This is a genomic window from Microbacterium sp. Root1433D1, assembly GCF_001426835.1.
Classification (GTDB): Bacteria; Actinomycetota; Actinomycetes; order Actinomycetales; family Microbacteriaceae; genus Microbacterium; species Microbacterium maritypicum.
This window is the reverse complement of sequence record NZ_LMFN01000004.1, coordinates 181,607-202,356: the sequence shown is the minus strand read 5'-3', so window position 1 is coordinate 202,356 and position 20,750 is coordinate 181,607. Positions and strand designations below refer to the sequence as shown.

Genomic DNA, 20,750 nt, shown 5'->3' with positions numbered 1-20,750 from the left:
CACGAGCCGCGGTCAGCGCACTGGCAGGAAGTGCGTGGGGGTCGGAACCTGCGCCTCGTGGCGGATGCCGAGGGGCGCGCCCGTGCGCTCGTCGAGGTCGATCAGCGTGATCGTGTCGGAGCGCTGCCCCGCGACGAGCATCTTGCCCTCGTGGACGAGGTGGTGCCGCGGCCAGTCGACCCCCGCGTCGGCGAGCGCCACGGACTCCAGAGACTCGCCGCCGCCACGTACCCGCAGCGCCGCGATCGTGTTGCTGCCGCGCAGGGCCGTGTACAGGAACTGTCCGTCGCGCGTGCGGGCGAGCTCCGCGGGGAAGTCCGTGCCCACCTCGGCGATCGGGCTCGTCAGCGTCACCGACACGACGCTCCAGGTGCCATCCGCCGCCGGCGCGAGCGTGAACACTTCGCACGAGTACTCGGTGACCACGTGCAGGTGCCCGCTGGGGTGCAGCACCATGTGCCGCGGACCGGTGCCGAGCGGGAGCACCACCTCGTGGTCGAGGGTGAGCCCGCTGCCGCTCTGCCGCCAGAACCGCACGAGGTCGAACCCGAGGTCGGTGGTCGCGACACGGCCGTCGGGGAGGAACGTCGCCGCATGCGCGTGCGAGACGCGATCGCCGCCGACCCCGTACGGGTCGACCGCCGCGACGCCGTCTCCGGGAGGAGTCGCGGCCGGAGCATCGGGGTCGGCGTCGCCGAACAGGGCCGCACGAAGCGCCGCCGCGGCATCCGGCTTCGGGGCGACGATGCGACCGTCCGCATCCAGATCGAACCGCACCACGCGACCGTCGCCGTAACAGCTGGCGATCAGGGCCGAACCGTTCGGGGCGACCGCGACATGACAGACGTACTGGCCGACCGCGGCGGGCGGCCCCAGAGGCGTGAGAGCGGCTTCGCCCGCGCGGGAGAACGCCTGCACCGCGGAGTCGCCTTCGAGTGCCGCATAGACGACGTCGAGGGTCGGGTGCTGCGCGAGCCACGAGGGCGAGGGCGTCTCGACCACGGCGCCACGGTAGGCGAGAGTGGAGGCCTCGCGCCCTTCATCCCCCGCGAGCAGGCCGATGCCCTCGGCCGAGCCGTCCATCGCGGCCCCGTAGCCGCCCAGCCAGAAGCGCGTCACGACGCGGGTCAGTCGAGCAGGTCGTGACGGACGACGACCTGGTCACGCTCGGGCCCGACGCCGATCACCGAGATTCGCGTGTTGCTCATCTTCTCGAGCGCCAGCACGTAGTCCTGTGCGTTCTGCGGCAGGTCCTCGAAGGTGCGCGCGACGGAGATGTCTTCGCTCCAACCAGGGAAGTACTCCAGGATCGGCTTCGCGTGGTGGAAGTCGGTCTGGTTGACCGGCACCTCGTCGAACCGCTCGCCGTCGACGTCGTAGGCGACGCACACCGGGATCTGCTCGAGGCCCGTGAGGATGTCGAGCTTGGTGAGCACCAGGTCGGTGATGCCGTTGATGCGCGTGGCGTAGCGCGTGATGGGCGCGTCGTACCAGCCCACACGGCGCGGACGACCGGTGGTGGTGCCGAACTCGAAGCCCTGCTTGCGCAACCACTCGCCCTGCTCGTCGAAGAGCTCGGTCGGGAACGGACCGGAGCCGACGCGGGTCGTGTACGCCTTGACGATGCCGACGATGCGGTCGAGCGCACCGGGGCCCACGCCCGCGCCCGTCGCCGCGCCGCCGGCGGTTGCCGACGAAGAGGTGACGAACGGGTAGGTGCCGTGGTCGATGTCGAGCATCGTGGCCTGGCCGCCCTCGAACACGACGACCTCGCCGCGGTCCAGAGCCTGCGCGATCAGGTAGCCGGTGTCGGCGACCATCGGCCGCAGCCGCTCGGCGTACGAGAGCAGGTCTTCGACGACCTCGTCGGCGGTGATCGCACGACGGTTGAAGATCTTCACCAGCAGGTGGTTCTTCTGATCGAGGGCACCCTCGACCTTCTGGCGCAGGATGTTCTCGTCGAACAGGTCCTGCACGCGGATGCCGACGCGGTTGATCTTGTCGGCGTATGCCGGGCCGATGCCGCGACCGGTCGTGCCGATCATGCGCTTGCCGAGGAAGCGCTCGGTGACCTTGTCGAGCGTGCGGTGGTACTGCGTGATGATGTGCGCGTTGGCGCTGACCTTGAGGCGCGAGACGTCGATGCCGCGGGCGGCGAGCGCCTCCAGCTCGAAGAAGAGCACCTCGAGGTCGACCACGACGCCGTTGCCGATCACGGGCGTCACGCCCGGAGACAGGATGCCGGAGGGCAGCAGGTGCAGCGCGTACTTCTCGTCGCCGACGACGACGGTGTGCCCGGCGTTGTTGCCGCCGTTGAACTTCACCACCCAGTCGGTGCGCTCACCGAGAAGATCGGTGGCCTTGCCCTTTCCTTCGTCGCCCCACTGCACGCCGACGATAACGATTCCTGGCATGGGTAACCCCCTGGCTTTCGCCGGGTTTGCACCGGCCGATGAGCTGGCCCTCTTCGGGCGGTCCCATCCTATCGAAGCGATTCGCAGCGCCCTCCCGTGAGGTGAGCGCAGCGGGCGTCGACCGGCGGAGTCGGCGGGAAAGCGACGGCGGATGGCGCTGCGGCGGCTCGCCCGATGTCGGACGCCACTGCCAGGATCGAAGGATGTCAGCAGCCGCATCCGGCGACCCCGGGATCCGCACCGATACCGGAGCGCCGAAGAAGCAGGGCGCACTCGTGCTCGCCGCCGCGCTGGTCACCGTGGTGCTGTGGGCTTCGGCCTTCATCGGCATCCGCGGCGCGGGCCCGCACTACGACCCAGGCGCTCTGGCACTGCTGCGCATGGCGGTCGGCACCGTCGTGTTGACGTTCATCGCGCTGCGGCACGGCATCCGCATCCCGGCCCGTCGCCACTGGCTCCTCATCGCGGTGTGGGGCGTCGGCTGGTTCTGCGTCTACAACCTCGCCCTCAACAGCGCCGAGCTCACGCTCGATGCGGGCACCGCCGCGATGGTGGTCAACCTCGCGCCCCTCATGGTGGTCGTCTTCAGCGGACTGTTCCTGCGGGAGGGATTCCCGAAGCCGCTCGTCATCGGGGCGCCCATCGCGTTCCTCGGCGTCGTGCTGATCGGCATGAACTCCTCCACCAGCGCCGGCCCCGACATCACGGGCCTTCTGCTTGCCCTCCTCGCCGCGGTCATGTACGCCGGGTGCACGCTCGTGCAGAAGCGCCTGCTCACCTCGGGGGTCGACCCGACCACCCTGACCTGGCTCGGCGCAGGCGTCGGCACCATCGCGCTGCTGCCGTGGATCGGCAACCTCATCGGCTCACTTCAGACGGCACCGCTGGATGCCACGCTGTGGGTCGTCTACCTCGGCATCTTCCCCACCGCGATCGCCTTCACGACCTGGGCCTACGTGCTGCAGCGCAGCACCGCAGGGCAGACGTCGGCCACCACCTACGTCGTGCCGGCGATCGCGATCCTCATGTCCTGGGCGATCCTCGGCGAAGTGCCGACGCCGCTGATGTTCCTCGGCGGAGCGCTGTGTCTTCTCGGCGTGCTCATCACGCGCCTGCGGTGGCACAGACGCGCCTGACGCTCGCGAGCATCCGGAGGTGACTACAGTTGCGACCGGAGGCGAAATGACGACCTGGTGGCCCTATCTGCGCATCGCCGCAGCCCTGCTCGCGCTCGCGGCTGTCATCGCGCAGCTGAACCGCTCGGTGCAGAACGCCCTCGATGCGACGACCGAGTGGGGCGGGCATCTGCCGACAGTGACGGCCAACTTCCTCAGCTTCTTCACGATCGAGTCGAACATCCTCGCTGCGATCGTCCTGCTCGTCGCCGCGATCTGGGCACTGCGCCACCGCCGCACCACCGACGCCGAACCGCGCTGGCTCGCGGTACTGCTGGTGTGCGTCAGCACGTACATGATCGTGACCGGCATCGTCTACAACACGCTGCTGCGAAACGTCGAGCTCCCCCAAGGCGTCACCGTCCCCTGGTCGAACGAGGTGCTGCACGTCGTCATCCCGTTGTTCCTGCTGGCCGACGTACTGCTCGCCCCGCGCCGCCGGGCACTGGGCTGGAGCACGGTCGCGGTGACGGCGATCTTCCCGCTGGTCTGGGCGGTGTACACGCTGATCCGCGCGAATCTCATCATCGCTCCGGCGACCGGTCAGCCCTACTGGTACCCGTATCCGTTCCTGAACCCGCACACCGTACCGGGCGGCTACCTCGGCGTCTCGGGGTACATCGTCGGCATCGCGGTCGCGATCATCGTCGTGGCGGCCGGCGTCGTCTGGATCGGGCGGCGCCGCGGAGCCGTGCCGCGTCCCGTCCTCTCCTGATCTGCACGACGACGCCCCTCGCGCCCGGGAACGGGCGGAGGGGCGTCGTCGATTCACACGATGCTCAGGCGGTCGCGAGCGCCTCACGGTCGTCGTCATGCGGCCGACCCGCGATCATGCGCGCCGTCTCGGTGGCATCCGGATCCACGTCGAGGTAGCGCTCGAGGGAATCGTCGAGCTCTTCGAGCCACGGCGTGTGGTGAACCACGGCGATGGTCCCGGTCATGACCGACTCGTAGGTGCGGTCGCGATAGCCCATGATGTCGTCCTTCTTGTCGCGCTTCCACGCGAGGAAGATCTCGACGACCCGGTCGATGTCGAACTCCGGATAGTCGGTGAGCTCGAGCAGGTCACGGATGTAGTCGGCCTGGAAGCGGATCTCCGCCGCGGCCGAGTCGATCCGGCCGAAGCGCGCGCGCCACTCGGCGATGGATGCCGCGCGCTCCTGCTCGGCAGGCAGCGCGAGGCGACCGAGGATCAGGTCGCGCACGTACCAGGCCTGCGCGTCGAACATGTTGAACGTGAACCACTGGTCCTGCGCGCCGAGGTAGGTCAGGCGCGGATTGCCCTGCCAGACCACACCGCGGTACAGACCGTCGGGGTACACGTTGTTCGGCGAGGAGAGGGCGAGGTCGTCCGGGAGGAACGGGTACTTGTGCAGGTATCCGGTGCACAGGATGACCGCGTCGATGTGCTTCGAGGTGCCGTCGGCGAAGAACGCGGTGCTGCCCTCGAAGCGCTCGACGACCGGGCGCTCCTCGATGCCGTCAGGCCAGTCGTACCCCATCGGCGCCGACCGGAAACTCGCCGTCACCGAGCGGGCGCCCATCTTGAACGCCTGACTGCCGATGTCCTCCGCGGAGTAGCTCGCGCCGATCACGAGCACATCCTTGTCCTCGAAGGCCTCGGCGCCCCGGAAGTCGTGGGCGTGGCTGATGTAGCCCGGGAACGTCTCGATACCGGGGAAGTCCGGCACGTTCGGGAAGGAGAAGTGCCCGCTGGCGATGATGACCCGGTCGAACTCCTCCACGGTCGACTGGCCCGTCGGCAGGTCTTCGCTGGTGAGGGTGAAGACCTCGCGCTCGCTGTCGAACTCGACCCAGCGCACCACCGTCTGGAAGCGGATCAGCTCCCGCACATCGCTCTTCTCCAGGCGTCCGGCGATGTAGTCCCACAGCACGGGGCGCGGCGGGTAGGACGAGATGGGACGCCCGAAGTGCTCGTCGAAGCTGTAGTCCGCGAACTCCAGCGCCTCCTTCGGACCGTTCGACCAGAGGTTGCGGTACATGCTGGAGTGCACCGGCTCACCGAATTCGTCCAGCCCGGTGCGCCAGGTGAAGTTCCACTGTCCGCCCCAGTCCGCCTGCTTCTCGAAGCAGACCAGCTCGGGGATCTCCGCCCCCGCGCGGGCCGCGGACTCGAAGGCCCGCAATTGCGCCATGCCCGAGGGGCCGGCGCCGATGATCGCTACTCGTTCTCTGCTCGTCACGTATTGTCCTCATACTCTTCAGTCATGTATCGGCACGGCCGCATCCGAGCGAGGAACAGTTCTGTCCCGGTGGGAGCGGAATGCTCGACCTGCCCGGAAAGCGGCTGCTCTTCGACGTTAGCAGGGTCGGCCACCGGGACCGGAGGCGAGGACTCGGAGTGCGGACCCGACCGGGGGTCCGCACTCCACACCCGGTGTCTACTCCCCCGCGTAGGCGACGAGCGTGGCCCGCGCGATCGTGTGCGGGCCGGCGTTGAAGCCCAGGAACGCCGGGGATGCACCCGCATCCAGCTCGAGCCGCGCGACATCCAGTGCACTCACGGTGATGTAGTACCGGTGCACGCCCGATCCGGCGGGCGGCGCGGCACCGATGTAGCGTGCGAGCCCGGCGTCGTTCGGGAACGCGACGGCACCCGCAGGCAGCAGCTCCTGCGTCTCGGATCCGGCGTTCTCGACGAGATGGGTCGTGCTCACGGGGATGTTCCCGACGGCCCAATGCCAGAACCCCGATCCGGTGGGGGCATCCGGGTCGAAGACCGTGACGATGAAGCTCCGGGTCTCATCAGGGAAACCCGACCAGGTGAGTTCGGGAGAGATGTCCTGCCCGTCGGGGACGCCGAACACCCCGGAGTACTGTGCCGGCGCGAAGGGGGTTCTGTCGCCGACGGTGGAGCTGCGCAGCTCGAAGCCCGGCACCTCCGGCAGTGCGTAGTAGGGATCGTTGTTCGCCTGTGTCTGATCTGTCATGCGAGGACGGTACCGACGGGCACGTGGTTTCCCGCAAGGGGTGCAGGTCACCCTCAGGTAACCACCCTGGTGCGCTCTCAGATGTCGGGGAAGCGCTGGATGTTCGACTCGACCCAGTCGCGAAGGCTCTGCAGCGGCTTCGCCGCATCGGCGCCGAGGCCGGTCAGCGAGTACTCGACGCGGGCCGGCACCTCGGCGAAGATCTCGCGGGCGACGAGGTCGCGGTCTTCCAGCCGTCGAAGGCACGAGGTCAGGACCTTCGGGCTGATCCCCTCGAGCTTGCGCTTGAGCTCACCGAACCTCATCGGTCCGTCCTCGAGCGCGCCGAGGATGAGTGCGCTCCACTTGTCGGCGAGCAGATCGAGGATCCCGCGGCACGGGCACTGAGCGTCGTAGACATCGTGGGGCCTGCCGGCGGCGCAGGTGCTGAGGGTGGTCATCCCCTCATGGTATCCGAAAGTTACCAGCACTCCTTGCGGGTAACTGCTCCCTTTCGAGTAGTAATGGGAGCGCGGCGGTCCCGTCGCACTCGACATCCCCGAAAGAAGGACCCCACCATGGCCTCACGATCGTCAGACCCGCTGTACAGCCTCGCGATCCTGCGCGCGCTTCCCGACCGCCGAGACGAACTGCTCGCGGCCCTGCAGCGGCTGATCGAGCCGACCAGGGCGGAGCCCGGCAACCAGGACTATGTGCTGTTCGAATCGCGCAGCGAGCCCGGGACGTTCTACATGCGCGAGGCGTTCGACGACCAGGCCGCGCTCGACACCCACTTCGCCACACCGCACTTCCAGGCGTTCGCGAAGGGGGTCGATGCGCTGCTCGCCTCACCGCTCGAACTGCTGTTCCTCGACCGACGCTCGGAGTAGTCGCACAATCATCCGCTGGGAGTACGAGCCGGGTACTTCCGACGGATGCCCGTCGACAGGCCCCCGCCATAGCGTGGATGTCATGTCAACCACCGTCTCCGCGTCAGCCACAGCCACGCCGTCAGATCCCGCAATGTCGACCGCGAAGGGCACCGCCAGCCTCGTGCTCGGAATCTGCTCCGTGTTCGCCGGGTGGACCTTCTTCGCGCCCGCCGTCGGGCTCATCCTCGGGATCGTGTCGCTGCGAGGAGAGCCCCGTGCACGCACGCAGGCGGTGTGGGGGATCACGCTCAACGCGATCGCTATGAGCATCTGGATCATCCTGACGCTCCTCGCCCTCACCTTCGGCTGGATCGCGGCCACCTCGGCGATATTCGGCCAGTGACGGCACCTAGCCGTCGCACGACGCGGCATCCGTCGGTGCGGACGCGACGACGCTGGTGGTCACGGCCGTCCAGCCGGTGACCGTCCCCGGAGGGATGCCGGCGTACCCGTCGAGGGTCACTCGTCGTTCGCCGATGTACTGCCCCGTTTCGGGGTCGATGATGAACTCCTGGCGCGTGTTGGAGGCCGTCTCGAGGCGGCCGATCGCGATGCCCGTGGAGCCGTCGAGCGTGGCCTGATCGTCCGTGATCTCCACGCCCGGGATCTCCGCTGCGGCTTTGTAGAGGGCCGCGCGGAAGTCGGCCGGCACGATGCCCCACTGAAGCGTGCTGATGATCCACTCGAGCGCCTGACCATCGCGCGACTGCCCCGAGTTTCCGTTCAGCTCGTAGATCCTGTCGAGAAGCGGGCGCGGCTCTCGAGGGAGAGCGTCGTAGTCGATGCTCGTCGTTACCCCCTCGGCGTAGCCTCCGAAGCTGCCGCCACCCGGCGTGATGCCCCCGGGGAATCGGCGGATGACGTCGAGGTCGTAGGTGTTCATGGCGTCGGCATATTCCTGCGCGTACCGTTCCGATCGGGGTCCGAAGGTCTGCGAGGGCTGCGACGTGCACGTGATCCACACCCACGCGTCGCTGCGATCGGCGGGCACGTAGAGCTCGCCGCGGGTGGAGGCCAGGATGGCCACTTCGTCGGAGGGCTGAACATCACCGCCCTCTGCTCTGATCCGGTCCGCGTCCTCCTCGAGGGACCCCACACCGGCGTACACGCCGTCGGTTCGGACGAACAGATACTGCCCAGGGCCTACGACGGGGTCGCTGACCTGGATCGCGGCGGCCGCAGCCGAACGAAGCGCACTCGCGGCCGCGGGCTCGGCGCCCCCGTTCCACCCGGCGACGCCCAGCACATTGGTGGCCACGAGGGCGACGACCACGCTCGCCGCACCGAGCACGGAGAATCCCGCCCAGGCGACGGTGCGACGACGGCGACGGGTCTTCAGAGGAGTGAACGCGGTCTGCTCGCCCACCTCTGCGAAGAGCGCCACCGGAAGCTCACCGTCGATCTGGGAGACGAGCGCGGCACGCCCGCGCATCAGCGCCTCGCGGCTCGGCTCGCGGGTCAGATCACGTGTGCTGCGGAGCAGTGTCAACTCGTCCATGATCCTTCTCCTGTTCGTTGGCGGGGATTCCGGCGGCACGGCGCAGATGCCGCCGTGCCCTGTTGAGCCGTGAACGCACCGTGCCGATCGGCACCTGCATCGCGAGCGCGATCGATGCGTAATCGAGGTCGCCCCAGGCGTAGAGCAGCAGAGTGTCGCGGTCAGCTTTCGAGAGCCGGCGAAGCGCCTTCTTCAGCCGTCGAGCCAGCCGCTGGGCGTCGATACGCGCGCCCGCCTGCTCGATGAAGTCCGGGACGATCTGGGCCGCAAGGTCTGCAGACACCCCTTTCCACGCGGTGGCCTCCAGGCGCACGTGCTTGCGCATGAGCCGCGTCGCGATGCCCAGCAGCCACGGCCGGGCGTTCTGCACCGTGACGTCGTACGCCGAGCGTCGCTCGAAGGCCACCAGGAACGTCTCCGCCATCACGTCCTCGGCGGCATGGTCGCCGAGGCGCTGCGCCGCGTAGCGGTACACGGACGTCGCATGACGACTGTAGAGCGACTCGAACACCGCCGGTTCGCGGATCGAGCGCTCAATCACCTCGTTATCGGGGCTCACATCCGTATTGCTCGATTCCTTCGATCAGGTTCACGGCAATTCTGGCGGAGTGTCCTCCCGGATGCGGCGACTACCCTGGCCTGGGGGGAGAAGCACCGTGCTCCCCAGGAGGAGAGAGCATGCACGATCTGAACGCCGCAGCCCCGCAGCCCGCGGCACCGCCGCCTCCGCCCGCCCCTGCGCAGGCCCCAGCGCCGGCAGCCCCGCCCACCGCGACGAACGGCGCTCCGACCGACGCCGAGATGGCCAGGGCCTCCGAGGTGCTGCGGATCATCTCCGCCTCGTACTCCGCGAAGATGGTCGGCCAGGACCGGTTGCGCACGAGCCTGCTCGTCTCGCTCATCGCCGGCGGCCACATCCTGCTCGAGAGCGTGCCGGGGCTGGCGAAGACCACCGCCGCCAGCACCCTCGCCGACACGGTGAAGGCGCAGTTCAAGCGCATCCAGTGCACGCCCGACCTGCTGCCCAGCGACATCACGGGCAACCAGATCTATGACGCGGCGACCGGATCCTTCCGCACCGTGCTCGGCCCCGTGCACGCGAACTTCGTGCTGCTCGACGAGATCAACCGCTCCAGCGCCAAGACCCAGAGCGCCATGCTCGAGGCGATGCAGGAGCATCAGACCACGATCGGCGGGGAGATCCACCACCTGCCGAAGCCGTTCCTCGTGATCGCGACGCAGAACCCGATCGAGCAGGAGGGCACATACGAGCTGCCCGAGGCGCAGATGGACCGCTTCCTGCTCAAGGAGATCGTCGAGTATCCGAGCCCCGCCGAAGAACTCGAGGTGCTCAGCCGCATCGACTCGGGAGTGCTCGACCCCGACCGGCACGTGGCCAGCGCGGTCAGCCTCGACGACGTGCGCCTGCTGCAGGATGTAGCCAGCCGCATCTACGTCGACCCCGCGATCCGCAACTACATCGTGTCGATCGCCTACGTCACGCGGAACCCGGCGCCGTACATCGGCGAGGAGCGGGCCCGCTTCATCAAGTACGGCGCGAGCCCGCGTGCGAGCATCGCGTTCCTGCAGGCTTCGCGAGCGCTGGCCCTGCTCAAGGGGCGCTCGCACGTGCTGCCCGAAGACATCCGGGAGCTGCGGCACCTGGTCCTCCGCCACCGCGTGCTGCTGACGTTCGAGGCCGACGCCGAGGGCGTCCGCAGCGAGGAGATCATCGACCAGATCTTCGCGTCGGTCCCCACGCCCTGATCCCCATGCCGAGCCTGATCACGCAGGTGAAGAGCAAGCTCTTCATCCACTCGACGCGCAAGTCGCTGCACGCGCTCGACGGCGCCTACGCGTCGTTGCTGCGCGGGCGGAGCCTCGACTTCGAAGACCTGCGCAAGTACGAGTACGGCGATCAGGTGCGCGACATCGACTGGCGGGCGACCGCGCGACTGGGAACGCCCCTGGTCAAGCGCTCGCGCGCGACGCGCATGCACACCGTGCTGTTCGTGGTCGATACAGGGCGCTCGATGTCGGCCCTCGCCGCCGACGAGCGGTCGAAGAAGGAGCTGGCGATCCTCGCGACCGGGGTGCTCGGGGTGCTGACGCTGCGCCACGGCGACGACTTCACCACGGTCTACGGCGACTCCGCGAAGGTGCGCCGGCTCGCGCCCGGCCGCAGCGAGGGTGCGCTCGAACATGCGCTGCGCACGATCGACAGGGCCATCGACGACAGCAGTGCTCCGAGCGACCGTGACGCACTGCTGTCGTTCGTCACACGCACGATCGCCCGCCGCATGATCGTGGTGGTGATCACCGACGAGGCCCCGGTCACGAGCGAGACGGAGCGGATGCTGCGCCGACTGCGCGTGCAGCACGACGTGCTCTGGCTCACTCTCCGCGACGCCGAGCCCGTGCTGGACCACGCCACCGGACGCATCCGCTCGGATGTCGACAGCCGCTGGCAGGTGCCGGGTTTCGTGCAGGGCGACCGCGAGATCGTGCAGGAGCTGACCGCGCAGCGCCAGGCCGATGCCGCGCACCTCACCGAGCTCCTCACCCGCATGGAGATCAGCCACTCCACGCTGGACGGGCAGGACGACGCCGTCGCCCAGCTGCTGACGCTGCTGAACCGGAGGTCGAATGCCCGGCTCTGACGACCTCTACCCGCCGGTGCAGTACGGCTGGGGCTGGATGCTGCTGGCGATCGGCATCCTTGCTCTGCTGGTGCTGGGCGCCTGGCTGCTGATCGTGCTCACCCGCCCGCGCCGCACGCTGGCGACCGCCGACGCGAATGCCGGCCAGGCTCCGCTGATCATCGACGTGCTCTCGCAATTGCGCACCGAATACCAGGCGCGCATCCAGCAGATCGAGACCGAGTACCTCGAACGCCGCATCTCCGCCCGACAGGCGAACCTCGAGCTGAGCCGGGTCGTCCGTGCCTTCGTGAACGAGTACAGCGGCCTGGAGGCTCCGGTGCTCGCACTCGACGATCTCGTGGCGCGCGGCGTGCATCCCGCCCTGATCGACGCACTGAGCAGGCACTACTACCCGAGCATCTTCCGTCAGGGACCGGTGATCGACCCGGTGGCCGGCGCTGATGCGGCCAGGACGGTGGTGCGCACGTGGCACTAGCCAACATCTGGATGCTGGTGGCCGCCGTCGCCGTCGTGCTGATCGCGCTGACGATCGGCCTCGTCGTCGGACTCCGACGGAGCGGGCGCACCAGCGGTGGGGACGCGGCGCGCATCGCCCGAGCCGAGCGCCTGCGCACGCTGCCCTCCTTCCGCCGGGCACTGGCTCGACGGGCGCTCGCCCTCTCCGGAATCCTCGCCCTCGGCGCGACCACCGCGATCGTCGCGGGCGTTGTGGCCGCACGGCCGATGTCGGCGCAGACCGTGCAGCCCGTCGACACGAGCCGCGACATCATGCTGTGCCTCGACGTCTCCGGCTCCATGACCGAGGTCGACGTCGAGGTGCTGACCGTCTTCGACGAGCTGCTCGACAGCTTCGAGGGCGAGCGGATCGGCCTGACGATCTTCAACAGCTCGCCGGTGCAGATCTTCCCCCTCACCGACGACTACGACTTCGTGCGCGAGCACCTGGCGAGCATGACCCAGAGCTTCGACTACGTCGACCGGGTCCCGGAGCACTGGGTCGGCACCCTCAACGGCGACGGCGCCTCCCTGATCGGCGACGGGCTGGCCGCGTGTGCGATGGGCTTCGACCACCCGGACGACGACCGCTCGCGCTCGGTCATCTTCGCCACCGACAACGAGGTCAACGGCGCCTCGATCGTCACCCTCGAAGAGGCTGCCGCCTACGCGGCCTCGAAGAACGTGCGCGTCTTCGCGCTGAATCCGGTGCAGGGCAAGGATGCCGACGTCAGCGCCGAGCTGAGCGCCGCGGCCGAGGCGACGGGCGGTGCCGCATTCGGCCTGCGCGACACGACGACTGTCTCGGACATCGTCACCCAGGTGCAGGAGCAGGAGGCGACCGAGCTGCGCGGCGAGGCGCAGGTCGTCTGGACCGACACCCCGAACCTGTGGATCGTGCTGCTCTCGATCTGCCTGCTCGGTCTCGTCGTGGTGCTGTGGAGGGTGCGACTGTGATCTTCCAACCCGTGCTCAACCCCCTTCTGATCGCGCTGCTGTGCGCGCCGGTCGCCGTCGTCGCAGCCTGGGCGCTGGTGCGTCCGCCGAAGTCGGCCGGAGTGCCGATCACCGATCGTCGAGCGCTCGCCGGGCATCGTGGCCTGTGGGCCCTGCGCCTGCTGCTCGTGCTCGCCTGCTTCGCGATGCTGCTGCGCCCGGGCATCCCCGGCGGTGCCACCCAGACCCTCGCGACGGACACCGACATCGTGCTCGTCGTCGACACCACGGCGAGCATCGTGGCCGAGGACTGGGGCGACGGCGAACCGCGGCTCGACGGCATCCGCGACGACGTACGCGCGCTCGTCGAGGAGTACCCGGGGGCACGTTTCGCCCTCATCACCTCGGATGCGGCGGCCCAGCTGCGCATGCCGCTGACCACCGACACCACCGCGCTCATGAGCTCGCTCGAAGTGCTGCGCCCCGAGGTCACCAGCCAGTCCCGAGGGAGCTCCATCGGCATCGCGGCTCCGCTGCTGTCGGAGACCCTCGCCTCGGCGGCAGAATCCTCCCCCGACCGCTCGCGCATGGTCTTCTACTTCGGCGACGGGGAGCAGACGGTCGACACACCACCGGAGTCCTTCCGCTCGAGTGAGAAGTACACCGATTCGGGAGCGGTGTTCGGGTACGGCACGGCCGAAGGCGGACCGATGCGCATCACCACGGGCGGCGTCTCGGATCAGGGTGGCGGCTACATCCAGTACCAGGGCACCGACGCGCTCTCGGTGCTCGACGAGGCGAACCTCGAAGCGATCGCCGACGAGCTCGACGTCGAGTACGCACGTCGGACGGCGGATGCCGCGCCCGTGCTTCCCGAGGCGCCGTCGACCACCACCGATTACACCGATTCGGGCGAGGTCGGCAACGTCGCCGAGCTGTACTGGATCGCAGCGCTCGTCATCCTCGGCATCCTCGGCGTGGAGCTCACGCGCGCCACGGTGCTGATCGCACGGCTCCGGCGGTTGCGCGCACCGCGGCGGCCCGACGCACGCCAGAGAGGCATCTCGTGAGCATGCCGAACGAGGCGGCCGCCCTCCTCCGGTCCAACCGCCGTCGCCGACGCATCCGTCGCTGGGTCGCGATCGGCACCATCCCGCTCACCCTCGTGGCGCTCCTCTTCGTGGGCAAGCTGCTGAGCATGTACGCCTTCGCGCATCAGGCCATCACCGCCTACGTGGTGGACGATTTCGCCGGGTCGGAGGCATCCGCACGCGGACAGGGCTTCCTGAACTGGTTCGAGCCGTACAAGGCGCCGTTCAACATCGGCACGACACTGGGCGCGGCGGAGCAGCTGCCGCACGCACGAGCACAGCTCGAAGAGGCGCTCGACCTCGCGACCGGGCTGGAGGTCTGCGGGGTGCGGATCAACCTCGCCCTCGTCGTCGAGCGCATGGGCGATGCCGCCCGCGCAGACGGCGACGGCGCGGGCGCGGCCGAGCTCTACGGCGAGGCGCTCACGATCACGATCGAGACTCCCGAGGCGTGCCGCAGCAAGGAAGCCCAGCTGCAGTCGTCCGACCCGCAGCGTGACATGGCGGACTCCCTCGACGGCACAGCAGACCGGTTGAAGCAGAAGCAGCAGGAGGAGCAGCAGCAGCAACAGCAGCCCCAGCCTCAGCCCGGAGAGAAGGAGCAGCCCTCCGAGGACAAGCTGAAGGGGCTCCAGGACAAGCTCGAACAGGGCACGCAGGAACGCGATCAGCAACAGGGCGACGACCAGGGCGGTTCGGGAACGGAGAAGCCGTGGTGAGCGATCACGAAAGGCAGCGAGCGCGGTACATCGCGGGCACGGAGGGGGCTCCTCCCGTTCCACCGCCCGGGGGCTACCGCGGCGCGCGGCGCGAGGCGTTCGGATCGACGCCGAGCCCGACCGTCGTGAGCAGTGCGCTGCCGGAGGAACCGAAGAAGCCGGCGAACGCCCTCGGGTGGATCGCCCTCACCGTGTCGATCCTGTTCGCCCTGATCCTGCTCGGCACGCTCATCGCCGGCGGCACCGACATCCTCTACGGCGTCACGATGCTCACACTGCAGCTCGTGGTGGTCGGCACGATCGTCGCTGCGCTGTTCTCGGCACGTGGCCGCACGCTCGGGGCGATCGCCCTGGTCGTGACGGTCCTGTTCAACGTCGCCACCGTCGGCGGCATGAGTGCGCTGCAGACCTCGGCCTCCGGCAACTACGAGGGCACGAAGACGGCCGCGCAGAAGCACGCGGAGGCCTATCCCGCCATCAAGGGCACCGATCCGCAGAAGACGCTCTCGCAGGAGTCGCTCGAGGAGGTGCGCGCGCAGGCGGAGACGATGTTCGCCGACATCCGCACGCGGCTGACCGCGGAGTTCGGCTACACCTGGGTGCAGGTGGGCGACGAAGACCTTCGACCCGAGCGCAACGGCTACGGCGGGGAGTCGATGCTGGTCGAGTTCACCTCTGCGTCGTGGGCGACCGTCGAACCCATCCAGGACTACGAACGCAAGCTCGAGGTGATGGCCGCGATCAGCGAGGTCGTCACCGATCACGGGCTGTGGGCTCTGTACTCGTTCAACGATCCGACCGCGTCGGGCATCGACCCCGCGATGATCGCCAAGCTCTACGGCAGCGACGACCCGCGCACGCAGACCACGTGGGAGTACTACACCGAGAACTTCCCCGGTCCGCTGCGCTTCTACGCCACCATCAACGACCTCTCCAACGATCCGGACGGCGGATTCCTGGCCGCCCGCGAAGCGCAGAACGCCCGTACCGGCGAGCCTCTCGAAGGCCTGCAGCTGACCGTGATCGCGAGCGCCGTGCTCAGCGAAGCCGATCGCGAGGAGTTCCAGACGAGGCTGCAGGACTACCCCGGCTTCGAGTGACCGGCGTCAGCGCCCCGGATCGGGCGCGGTTCAGGAGCCGAGCGTCAACAGCATCCGGGCCAGCACGTAGCGGGCATGACCCCGCGACGTGCGCGGGTCGTACCCCAGGGTCTCCACGAGCGCGGTCAAGCGCTCCTGCACGCTGGAGTGGTGCCTCCCGAGCCGCGCGGCAGCCGCGCGCACGCTCTGCTGCTCGGTGACGGCATCCAGAAGCTCGCGACTGCGATGGTCGAGGGCCGCGAGCGCGGCGGCGTCGGGGTGGAGGGGGCCCGACTCGGCTGCCTCGGCGACGAGCAGCAGCGCCCCGAGGTCGGCGGAATCGACCACCGGCTCCCCCGGGCTCGTCAGCCGCACCGCCACGAGCGCCGACGCCCACGACGCGGGAAGACGATCCCCGGGGCCCGGGATGCCGAGACCCAGGCGCAGGTCCACGCCCTGCGGCCAGGCATCCGGCGCGTCCGTCGCAGTGTCGAGGATCGTCGCGCGCGTGAGGCCGTGCCGGGTGGCGACCACGGCAGAAGGATGCGTCGGCAACGGTGCGGGGTCGGGAGGAGAGGCGACCAGCCGCAGCGACCTCGCGGCGAGTCGGAGCCGCGGCAGTGCGGCGGCCCTCTCCTCCGCGCCGGCGTAGGAGCTGATGGCGAGCTCGACAGCGCTCTCGGGTCCGACCGAGCGGCGCGCGCGGATGATGCCGAGCGCGAGGCTCAACCGTTCCAGGATCATCGCGTCGTTCGTGTGCGCATCTCCCTCGCGCTCGATCCAGGCGACGGCATCCGGTCCGCTCTCCCTGACCGGCCAGGCAGGGGACGGCTCGAGCGGATCCACACGCACCCCATCGGGGCGCACGCGCACGATCTGTCGACCGTCGCGCTGTCCGACCGTCGCGCCGCTCAGCACCGCCGCGCCTCGCACCATGCTCTCGACGCCCACAGAACGGGCGACGAGGGCATCGAAGTACGTGACGACCTTGAGCGTCTCGCTGGCATCCGGGTCGAGGGCGGTGAGACGCCCCAGCAGATCTTGCATGTCGGGCTCCATCACGCAGGGATTCCACCCTACGGGGTCGGCGCACGGCCCCGTAGAGCAGAGTCCGGACTCAGGAGAGCAGGCGGTTCACCCAGTTGTCGCGCGCGGCGAGCATGGCCTGGGCGACGGCGGCGTGCGGGGCGAACATGTCGAAGCCGTGGAAGCCGCCTGCCCACACGTGCAGCTCGGCCTGCACCCCGGCCTCCCAGAGCTTCGTGGCGTAGGCGACGTCCTCGTCGCGGAACACCTCGGCGCTGCCGCAGTCGATGAACGCGGGCGGCAGGCCACTCAGGTCGGTCGCGCGGGCGGGGGCGGCATAGATCGAGACGTCGTCGGTGCCCTTGCGGTCGCCGAGCAGCGCCGTCCACCCCGTCACGTTCGACCCGCGGTCCCAGACCCCGATCCCGTCGATCTGATGGGTGGACACCGACTCGTCGCGGTCGTCGAGCATCGGGTAGATGAGCAGCTGACCGATCAGCTCAGGCCCCTTGCGGTCACGAGCGAGCAGGGCTGTGCCCGCAGCCAGACCACCGCCCGCGCTGCCCCCGCCGATCATCAGCCGCGAGAGGTCGATGCCGAGCTCCTCGGCGTTCTCGGCCGTCCACAGCAGGGCCGCGTAGCAGTCCTCCACCGGATACGGATCGGGGAACTCGGGGGCGAGCCGGTACTCGACCGTGACGATCACTCCGTTGAAACGCTCGGCCCACTCGAGGAACCCGGCCACACCCAGCCAGCGGTTGCCGATGATCATGCCCCCGCCGTGGGTGTGGAAGAAGCCGGGGCCCGTGCCCGTACGCCCCTCCTTCTCGACCACCGATACGACGATCTCGTCGCCACCGTGGCCGGCGATCGTGACATCGCGCCGGGTGAAGCCCCGCTCGGCGAGCACGGCGAAGATCTCCTCCTCACCGCTCACCGGCGACTGGCGCATCAGCGGGATCATCTCGGGCGTCAAGGTCGACGGCAGCTGGTCGCCGACGAGGGCGAGGGCGGCCTCGAGCTCGGGATCGAAGGGCGGTCGTCTCAACGTGGTGTCAGTCATCAGAACTCCTTTGTCCTCGGCCGCCATCGCGACGACGTTCCGCCAGCCTCGCGCACGCCGCACTCGAGGCTAACCCGCCAGCCGGGGCCGATCCGGGGCCCGGAGTCCGCCGGATGGCGGGGGCAGAGTGTCCTGCAAGGAGAACCCCTTGAGGGCGTGTGCCGCGCTGGATAGCCTGGCGCCAGAGGGAAGGAGTGCGCGAAATGATTCGAGTGCTCGACGAGCAGCAGTCCTACGAGTTGCTGACCACCACCACCATCGGCCGCGTCGGTTTCGTCCATGAGGGACGAGTGCAGATCCTTCCCGTGAACTTCGCCGTCTCGGGGCACGATCTACTTCTTCGCACCACGCCCGACGGCGTGCTGGGCGCCCTGAGCAGCGAGCCGCTGGAGGTCGCGTTCGAGGTCGACTACCACGACCCCCTCGGCAGCACGGCCTGGAGCGTGCTGATGCACGGCTCGCTCACGCGGGTGCCGGACGACGACGCCGCGGGCGACGCCGCTCGCGTGCACCCGTGGGCGGGCGACGACCGGAGCCTTCCGCTGAGCCTGCACATCGACACCATCACGGGTCGCAGTGTGAAACGGGACCAGTTCCGCGGCAAGGACTGACCCGCGGCCGGATCTCGGCTCACGGATCTGCCCTCACGACGCGAGAGCCAACCCCGCGGCGAGCGCGAAGCCCAGCACGGTCGCGAGTCCTGTCGACTCCTTGGCCTTGGACTGCGCCTCGGGGACCATCGAGTCGACCAGCATCACCAGCAGCGCCCCGGCAGCGAAGCCGCTCGCCGCCGCACGGAACTCGTCGCCGGTGACACTCGCGAGACCGAATCCCGCAACCGTCGCGACAGCGCAGATCACGGCCACGCCCGCCCAGAGAAGCAGCACCCGCGACTTCGCCATGCCGCCTTCGAGCAGGTCGGCGGCCGAACCGATCGACTCCGGCAGGTTCGAGACCAGGATGGCGACCACGAGCGCGATGCTGACGGGCTCGCCGGATGCGAGCCCGATGCCGAGGACCAGCTGCTCAGGGATGCCGTCGAGCAGCGCCCCCACGGCGAGCTGGCCTCCGCCCGCCTTCTCCTTGGCCTTCGCGGCTCGGGCGTCGAGGATGCGGTCGGCGATGTAGTAGCTGATCGCTCCCGCCGCGACGCCGATCACGAGAGGGATGGGACCGGCGAGGTCGAGTCCCTCCTCCCAGAGTTCGAAGGCGATCGAGGCCATCAGCGCGCCGGCGCCGAAACCCAGCACGATGCCGAGCCAGCGCGGCGGCCATGTGCGCAGCAGCGCGAGCACCGCACCGACGAACAGCGGCGCCGCCGCGACCAGACCCCACAGGATCGCTCCACCCATGTCCGACCTCCGTGCGCCCTACTCTCCCACTTCTGCGGGACTCCGCCACCCTGGCGTCGCCGAGGACGGCGACGTGTCGCGTGACGGCGACGGGAGTTCCTTCCCCGCTGCGCCTGGCGCGCCACGAAGATGTCGTTCAGTCGGAGTAGTCGGCGTTCGGGGTGACGAACGTCGCCGTGTACTCCTCGGTGCAGGGTGTCAGGACATAGACCTTGCCCCAACCCCAGCCCATGAGCATCGGATCGTCCTGGCTCAGACGCGTCTGCCGGTCGCCCGCCTCGATGACGACCCACCCCGCATCGTCCGTCCGCCAGCTGGCCTTCCCGACGACCGGGGTCACGTCACCGTCGAGACACACCCGCCCGTCGTCGAGCTCCCGTTCCTCGGTGCCGAGCATCAGCGCCGAGACCTCGGCTGTGCCGTCATCGTTGAGTGTGAAACCGGCGAGTTCCGAGGCCTCTTCGAAGCCGTGATACGTCGCGGGGAACGACAGGTGCGCCGCCATGTCCTGCCGCGCGAGCGTCGACCCGCGGAAGGTCTGAAACGCCGCGACGAGAAGCACGGCGAGGATCACGCCTCCCGCGACGAACCACCACAGTCCACGCAACCGTGCTCTCTGCATGCGGGCACTGTATCGATGCGTCCTGCGCGTATGCCGCCGATATGAAGCACTCCGCATCCGCCTTTCAAATGGTACCGTCATGGCATGAGGGCAACCATGGACAAGGCAGGCCGGATCGTGATTCCGGCCGCGCTTCGCGAGCGCGTCGGATTGATCCCCGGTCCGGTAGATCTCATCCTCGACGGCAACGGCATTCGCATCGAGATCGATACCCCGGACAACGTCGTCGAGAAGGATGGCCGTCTGGTCATCACAGGAGGACCGACACTCACCGTGGATGAGATCCGGGAGCTCCGACTTGCCGATCAGCGCTGATCTCCTCCTCGACACCAGCGCCGCGATCGCGCTGGTCCACGACCAGAATCCGGCACACGAACGCATACTCCAACTCACCCACGGTCGCGTCATCGGCCTCGCCGGGCACGCCTCCGTCGAGATGTACTCGGTACTGACGCGGATGCCGGGCGCCGCGCGCGTCAGTCCCGGGCGCGCGCAGGAGATCATCGAGCGGTCGTTCCCCGCTTCCGCACCGCTCTCGCCGACGTCGGCGGAGGCCGCGATCGCCACCTTCGCCGACGCGGGAATCGCAGGAGGATCGGTGTACGACGGACTCGTCGGCCTCGCCGCACGTGATGCCGCCGTCACGCTTCTCACGTGCGACCGCCGCGCCATGGGCACGTATGCCGCGTTGCGGGTGGAGGTCCTCCTCGCCTGACGGGCTTTCGTCACTGTCATGCGAGACAGGGCGACACGCC

Annotated in this window: 25 protein-coding genes; 14 read left to right on the top strand and 11 right to left on the bottom strand. The window is 69.0% G+C overall.

Annotated elements, in window-relative coordinates; all coding sequences use genetic code 11:
- Window positions 1–12: 12 nt before the first annotated feature.
- Window positions 13–1,119: a lactonase family protein gene (locus tag ASD13_RS16665; RefSeq protein ID WP_082531547.1), complete on the bottom strand. Its 1,107-nt coding sequence runs from the start codon at window positions 1,117–1,119 to the stop codon at window positions 13–15.
- An 8-nt stretch (window positions 1,120–1,127) separates the two neighbouring features.
- Complete coding sequence (locus tag ASD13_RS16660; protein ID WP_031205880.1) at window positions 1,128–2,414, bottom strand: adenylosuccinate synthase; 1,287 nt, start codon at window positions 2,412–2,414, stop codon at window positions 1,128–1,130.
- 203 nt (window positions 2,415–2,617) lie between these two features.
- Between ASD13_RS16660 and ASD13_RS16655 the strand changes: the two genes are divergently transcribed.
- On the top strand, window positions 2,618–3,550 hold the full coding sequence (locus ASD13_RS16655; protein WP_055871723.1) for a DMT family transporter: 933 nt from the start codon (window positions 2,618–2,620) through the stop codon (window positions 3,548–3,550).
- A gap of 19 nt (window positions 3,551–3,569) precedes the next feature.
- Entirely contained in the window at window positions 3,570–4,304 is a 735-nt protein-coding gene (locus ASD13_RS16650; RefSeq protein ID WP_327039753.1) for a Pr6Pr family membrane protein, read from the top strand.
- Between the two features lie 64 nt (window positions 4,305–4,368).
- On the opposite strand, the gene ASD13_RS16645 is transcribed toward ASD13_RS16650, so the two are convergent.
- From ASD13_RS16645 to ASD13_RS16635, 3 genes are all read right to left on the bottom strand, one after another.
- Window positions 4,369–5,793: an NAD(P)-binding domain-containing protein gene (locus tag ASD13_RS16645; protein WP_036322945.1), complete on the bottom strand. Its 1,425-nt coding sequence runs from the start codon at window positions 5,791–5,793 to the stop codon at window positions 4,369–4,371.
- A gap of 198 nt (window positions 5,794–5,991) precedes the next feature.
- Complete coding sequence (locus ASD13_RS16640; protein ID WP_055871717.1) at window positions 5,992–6,540, bottom strand: YbhB/YbcL family Raf kinase inhibitor-like protein; 549 nt, start codon at window positions 6,538–6,540, stop codon at window positions 5,992–5,994.
- A gap of 77 nt (window positions 6,541–6,617) precedes the next feature.
- On the bottom strand, window positions 6,618–6,980 hold the full coding sequence (locus tag ASD13_RS16635; RefSeq protein WP_017830003.1) for a winged helix-turn-helix transcriptional regulator: 363 nt from the start codon (window positions 6,978–6,980) through the stop codon (window positions 6,618–6,620).
- A 117-nt stretch (window positions 6,981–7,097) separates the two neighbouring features.
- On the opposite strand from ASD13_RS16635, the gene ASD13_RS16630 reads away from it, so the two are divergent.
- Complete coding sequence (locus ASD13_RS16630; RefSeq protein WP_055871715.1) at window positions 7,098–7,409, top strand: putative quinol monooxygenase; 312 nt, start codon at window positions 7,098–7,100, stop codon at window positions 7,407–7,409.
- 82 nt (window positions 7,410–7,491) lie between these two features.
- Complete coding sequence (locus ASD13_RS16625; protein WP_235562659.1) at window positions 7,492–7,794, top strand: hypothetical protein; 303 nt, start codon at window positions 7,492–7,494, stop codon at window positions 7,792–7,794.
- Window positions 7,795–7,800: 6 nt separating this feature from the next.
- On the opposite strand, the gene ASD13_RS16620 is transcribed toward ASD13_RS16625, so the two are convergent.
- Together ASD13_RS16620 and ASD13_RS16615 are read right to left on the bottom strand one after the other, a co-directional pair.
- The gene (locus ASD13_RS16620) at window positions 7,801–8,949 is read right to left on the bottom strand and encodes a CU044_5270 family protein (RefSeq protein WP_055871708.1); all 1,149 of its coding nucleotides are present in this window, start codon (window positions 8,947–8,949) and stop codon (window positions 7,801–7,803) included.
- A complete protein-coding gene (locus ASD13_RS16615; protein ID WP_017829999.1) occupies window positions 8,915–9,490 on the bottom strand; it encodes an RNA polymerase sigma factor in 576 nt (191 codons plus the stop codon). Before ASD13_RS16615 ends, ASD13_RS16620 begins: the two co-directional genes overlap by 35 nt.
- Window positions 9,491–9,750: 260 nt before the next feature.
- Here ASD13_RS16615 and ASD13_RS16610 point away from each other — a divergent pair, with 260 nt between their 5' ends.
- From ASD13_RS16610 to ASD13_RS16580, 7 genes are read left to right on the top strand one after another with little or no spacing between them, the layout of a single operon-like run.
- Window positions 9,751–10,716 carry an AAA family ATPase gene (locus ASD13_RS16610; protein WP_055871986.1) on the top strand — a complete coding sequence of 322 codons (966 nt, stop codon included), beginning with the start codon at window positions 9,751–9,753 and terminating at the stop codon, window positions 10,714–10,716.
- A gap of 5 nt (window positions 10,717–10,721) precedes the next feature.
- Complete coding sequence (locus tag ASD13_RS16605; RefSeq protein ID WP_055871706.1) at window positions 10,722–11,609, top strand: DUF58 domain-containing protein; 888 nt, start codon at window positions 10,722–10,724, stop codon at window positions 11,607–11,609.
- Window positions 11,596–12,087: a hypothetical protein gene (locus tag ASD13_RS16600; RefSeq protein ID WP_055871703.1), complete on the top strand. Its 492-nt coding sequence runs from the start codon at window positions 11,596–11,598 to the stop codon at window positions 12,085–12,087. The genes ASD13_RS16605 and ASD13_RS16600 overlap by 14 nt, the downstream gene beginning before the upstream one ends.
- Window positions 12,078–13,064 carry a VWA domain-containing protein gene (locus ASD13_RS16595; RefSeq protein WP_229778768.1) on the top strand — a complete coding sequence of 329 codons (987 nt, stop codon included), beginning with the start codon at window positions 12,078–12,080 and terminating at the stop codon, window positions 13,062–13,064. The genes ASD13_RS16600 and ASD13_RS16595 overlap by 10 nt, the downstream gene beginning before the upstream one ends.
- Window positions 13,061–14,113 (top strand): VWA domain-containing protein, encoded by a 1,053-nt coding sequence (locus ASD13_RS16590; protein WP_055871697.1) that lies wholly within the window; start codon window positions 13,061–13,063, stop codon window positions 14,111–14,113. Before ASD13_RS16595 ends, ASD13_RS16590 begins: the two co-directional genes overlap by 4 nt.
- 2 nt (window positions 14,114–14,115) lie before the next feature.
- Window positions 14,116–14,853, top strand: a complete 738-nt coding sequence (locus tag ASD13_RS16585; protein ID WP_235562675.1) for a hypothetical protein — start codon at window positions 14,116–14,118, stop codon at window positions 14,851–14,853.
- Window positions 14,850–15,953 carry a DUF4064 domain-containing protein gene (locus tag ASD13_RS16580; protein ID WP_235562657.1) on the top strand — a complete coding sequence of 368 codons (1,104 nt, stop codon included), beginning with the start codon at window positions 14,850–14,852 and terminating at the stop codon, window positions 15,951–15,953. Before ASD13_RS16585 ends, ASD13_RS16580 begins: the two co-directional genes overlap by 4 nt.
- Before the next feature lie 30 nt (window positions 15,954–15,983).
- On the opposite strand, the gene ASD13_RS16575 is transcribed toward ASD13_RS16580, so the two are convergent.
- Window positions 15,984–16,979, bottom strand: a complete 996-nt coding sequence (locus tag ASD13_RS16575; protein WP_235562655.1) for a hypothetical protein — start codon at window positions 16,977–16,979, stop codon at window positions 15,984–15,986.
- Window positions 16,980–17,049: 70 nt separating this feature from the next.
- Window positions 17,050–18,021 carry an alpha/beta hydrolase gene (locus ASD13_RS16570; RefSeq protein ID WP_055871683.1) on the bottom strand — a complete coding sequence of 324 codons (972 nt, stop codon included), beginning with the start codon at window positions 18,019–18,021 and terminating at the stop codon, window positions 17,050–17,052.
- A 203-nt stretch (window positions 18,022–18,224) separates the two neighbouring features.
- Between ASD13_RS16570 and ASD13_RS16565 the strand changes: the two genes are divergently transcribed.
- Entirely contained in the window at window positions 18,225–18,632 is a 408-nt protein-coding gene (locus ASD13_RS16565) for a pyridoxamine 5'-phosphate oxidase family protein (RefSeq protein WP_055871682.1), read from the top strand.
- A gap of 33 nt (window positions 18,633–18,665) precedes the next feature.
- On the opposite strand, the gene ASD13_RS16560 is transcribed toward ASD13_RS16565, so the two are convergent.
- On the bottom strand, window positions 18,666–19,373 hold the full coding sequence (locus ASD13_RS16560) for a ZIP family metal transporter (RefSeq protein ID WP_055871679.1): 708 nt from the start codon (window positions 19,371–19,373) through the stop codon (window positions 18,666–18,668).
- 136 nt (window positions 19,374–19,509) lie between these two features.
- Window positions 19,510–19,995, bottom strand: coding sequence for a hypothetical protein (locus tag ASD13_RS16555; protein ID WP_055871676.1), 486 nt, complete (start codon window positions 19,993–19,995; stop codon window positions 19,510–19,512).
- 84 nt (window positions 19,996–20,079) lie between these two features.
- On the opposite strand from ASD13_RS16555, the gene ASD13_RS16550 reads away from it, so the two are divergent.
- Both ASD13_RS16550 and ASD13_RS16545 read left to right on the top strand, forming a co-directional pair.
- On the top strand, window positions 20,080–20,310 hold the full coding sequence (locus ASD13_RS16550; RefSeq protein ID WP_031205873.1) for an AbrB/MazE/SpoVT family DNA-binding domain-containing protein: 231 nt from the start codon (window positions 20,080–20,082) through the stop codon (window positions 20,308–20,310).
- Complete coding sequence (locus tag ASD13_RS16545) at window positions 20,294–20,710, top strand: PIN domain-containing protein (RefSeq protein WP_055871673.1); 417 nt, start codon at window positions 20,294–20,296, stop codon at window positions 20,708–20,710. Before ASD13_RS16550 ends, ASD13_RS16545 begins: the two co-directional genes overlap by 17 nt.
- Window positions 20,711–20,750 lie beyond the last annotated feature (40 nt).

What these genes read in the sequence shown, in the direction of transcription:
- ASD13_RS16660 (WP_031205880.1), bottom strand. Translation starts at nt 2,414, where the DNA reads ATGCCAGGAATCGTTATCGTCGGCGTGCAGTGGGGCGACGAAGGAAAG.
- ASD13_RS16655 (WP_055871723.1), top strand. Translation starts at nt 2,618, where the DNA reads ATGTCAGCAGCCGCATCCGGCGACCCCGGGATCCGCACCGATACCGGA.
- ASD13_RS16640 (WP_055871717.1), bottom strand. Translation starts at nt 6,540, where the DNA reads ATGACAGATCAGACACAGGCGAACAACGATCCCTACTACGCACTGCCG.
- ASD13_RS16635 (WP_017830003.1), bottom strand. Translation starts at nt 6,980, where the DNA reads ATGACCACCCTCAGCACCTGCGCCGCCGGCAGGCCCCACGATGTCTAC.
- ASD13_RS16630 (WP_055871715.1), top strand. Translation starts at nt 7,098, where the DNA reads ATGGCCTCACGATCGTCAGACCCGCTGTACAGCCTCGCGATCCTGCGC.
- ASD13_RS16625 (WP_235562659.1), top strand. Translation starts at nt 7,492, where the DNA reads ATGTCAACCACCGTCTCCGCGTCAGCCACAGCCACGCCGTCAGATCCC.
- ASD13_RS16620 (WP_055871708.1), bottom strand. Translation starts at nt 8,949, where the DNA reads ATGGACGAGTTGACACTGCTCCGCAGCACACGTGATCTGACCCGCGAG.
- ASD13_RS16610 (WP_055871986.1), top strand. Translation starts at nt 9,751, where the DNA reads ATGGCCAGGGCCTCCGAGGTGCTGCGGATCATCTCCGCCTCGTACTCC.
- ASD13_RS16605 (WP_055871706.1), top strand. Translation starts at nt 10,722, where the DNA reads ATGCCGAGCCTGATCACGCAGGTGAAGAGCAAGCTCTTCATCCACTCG.
- ASD13_RS16600 (WP_055871703.1), top strand. Translation starts at nt 11,596, where the DNA reads ATGCCCGGCTCTGACGACCTCTACCCGCCGGTGCAGTACGGCTGGGGC.
- ASD13_RS16585 (WP_235562675.1), top strand. Translation starts at nt 14,116, where the DNA reads ATGCCGAACGAGGCGGCCGCCCTCCTCCGGTCCAACCGCCGTCGCCGA.
- ASD13_RS16575 (WP_235562655.1), bottom strand. Translation starts at nt 16,979, where the DNA reads ATGCAAGATCTGCTGGGGCGTCTCACCGCCCTCGACCCGGATGCCAGC.
- ASD13_RS16570 (WP_055871683.1), bottom strand. Translation starts at nt 18,021, where the DNA reads ATGACTGACACCACGTTGAGACGACCGCCCTTCGATCCCGAGCTCGAG.
- ASD13_RS16565 (WP_055871682.1), top strand. Translation starts at nt 18,225, where the DNA reads ATGATTCGAGTGCTCGACGAGCAGCAGTCCTACGAGTTGCTGACCACC.
- ASD13_RS16560 (WP_055871679.1), bottom strand. Translation starts at nt 19,373, where the DNA reads ATGGGTGGAGCGATCCTGTGGGGTCTGGTCGCGGCGGCGCCGCTGTTC.
- ASD13_RS16555 (WP_055871676.1), bottom strand. Translation starts at nt 19,995, where the DNA reads ATGCAGAGAGCACGGTTGCGTGGACTGTGGTGGTTCGTCGCGGGAGGC.
- ASD13_RS16550 (WP_031205873.1), top strand. Translation starts at nt 20,080, where the DNA reads ATGAGGGCAACCATGGACAAGGCAGGCCGGATCGTGATTCCGGCCGCG.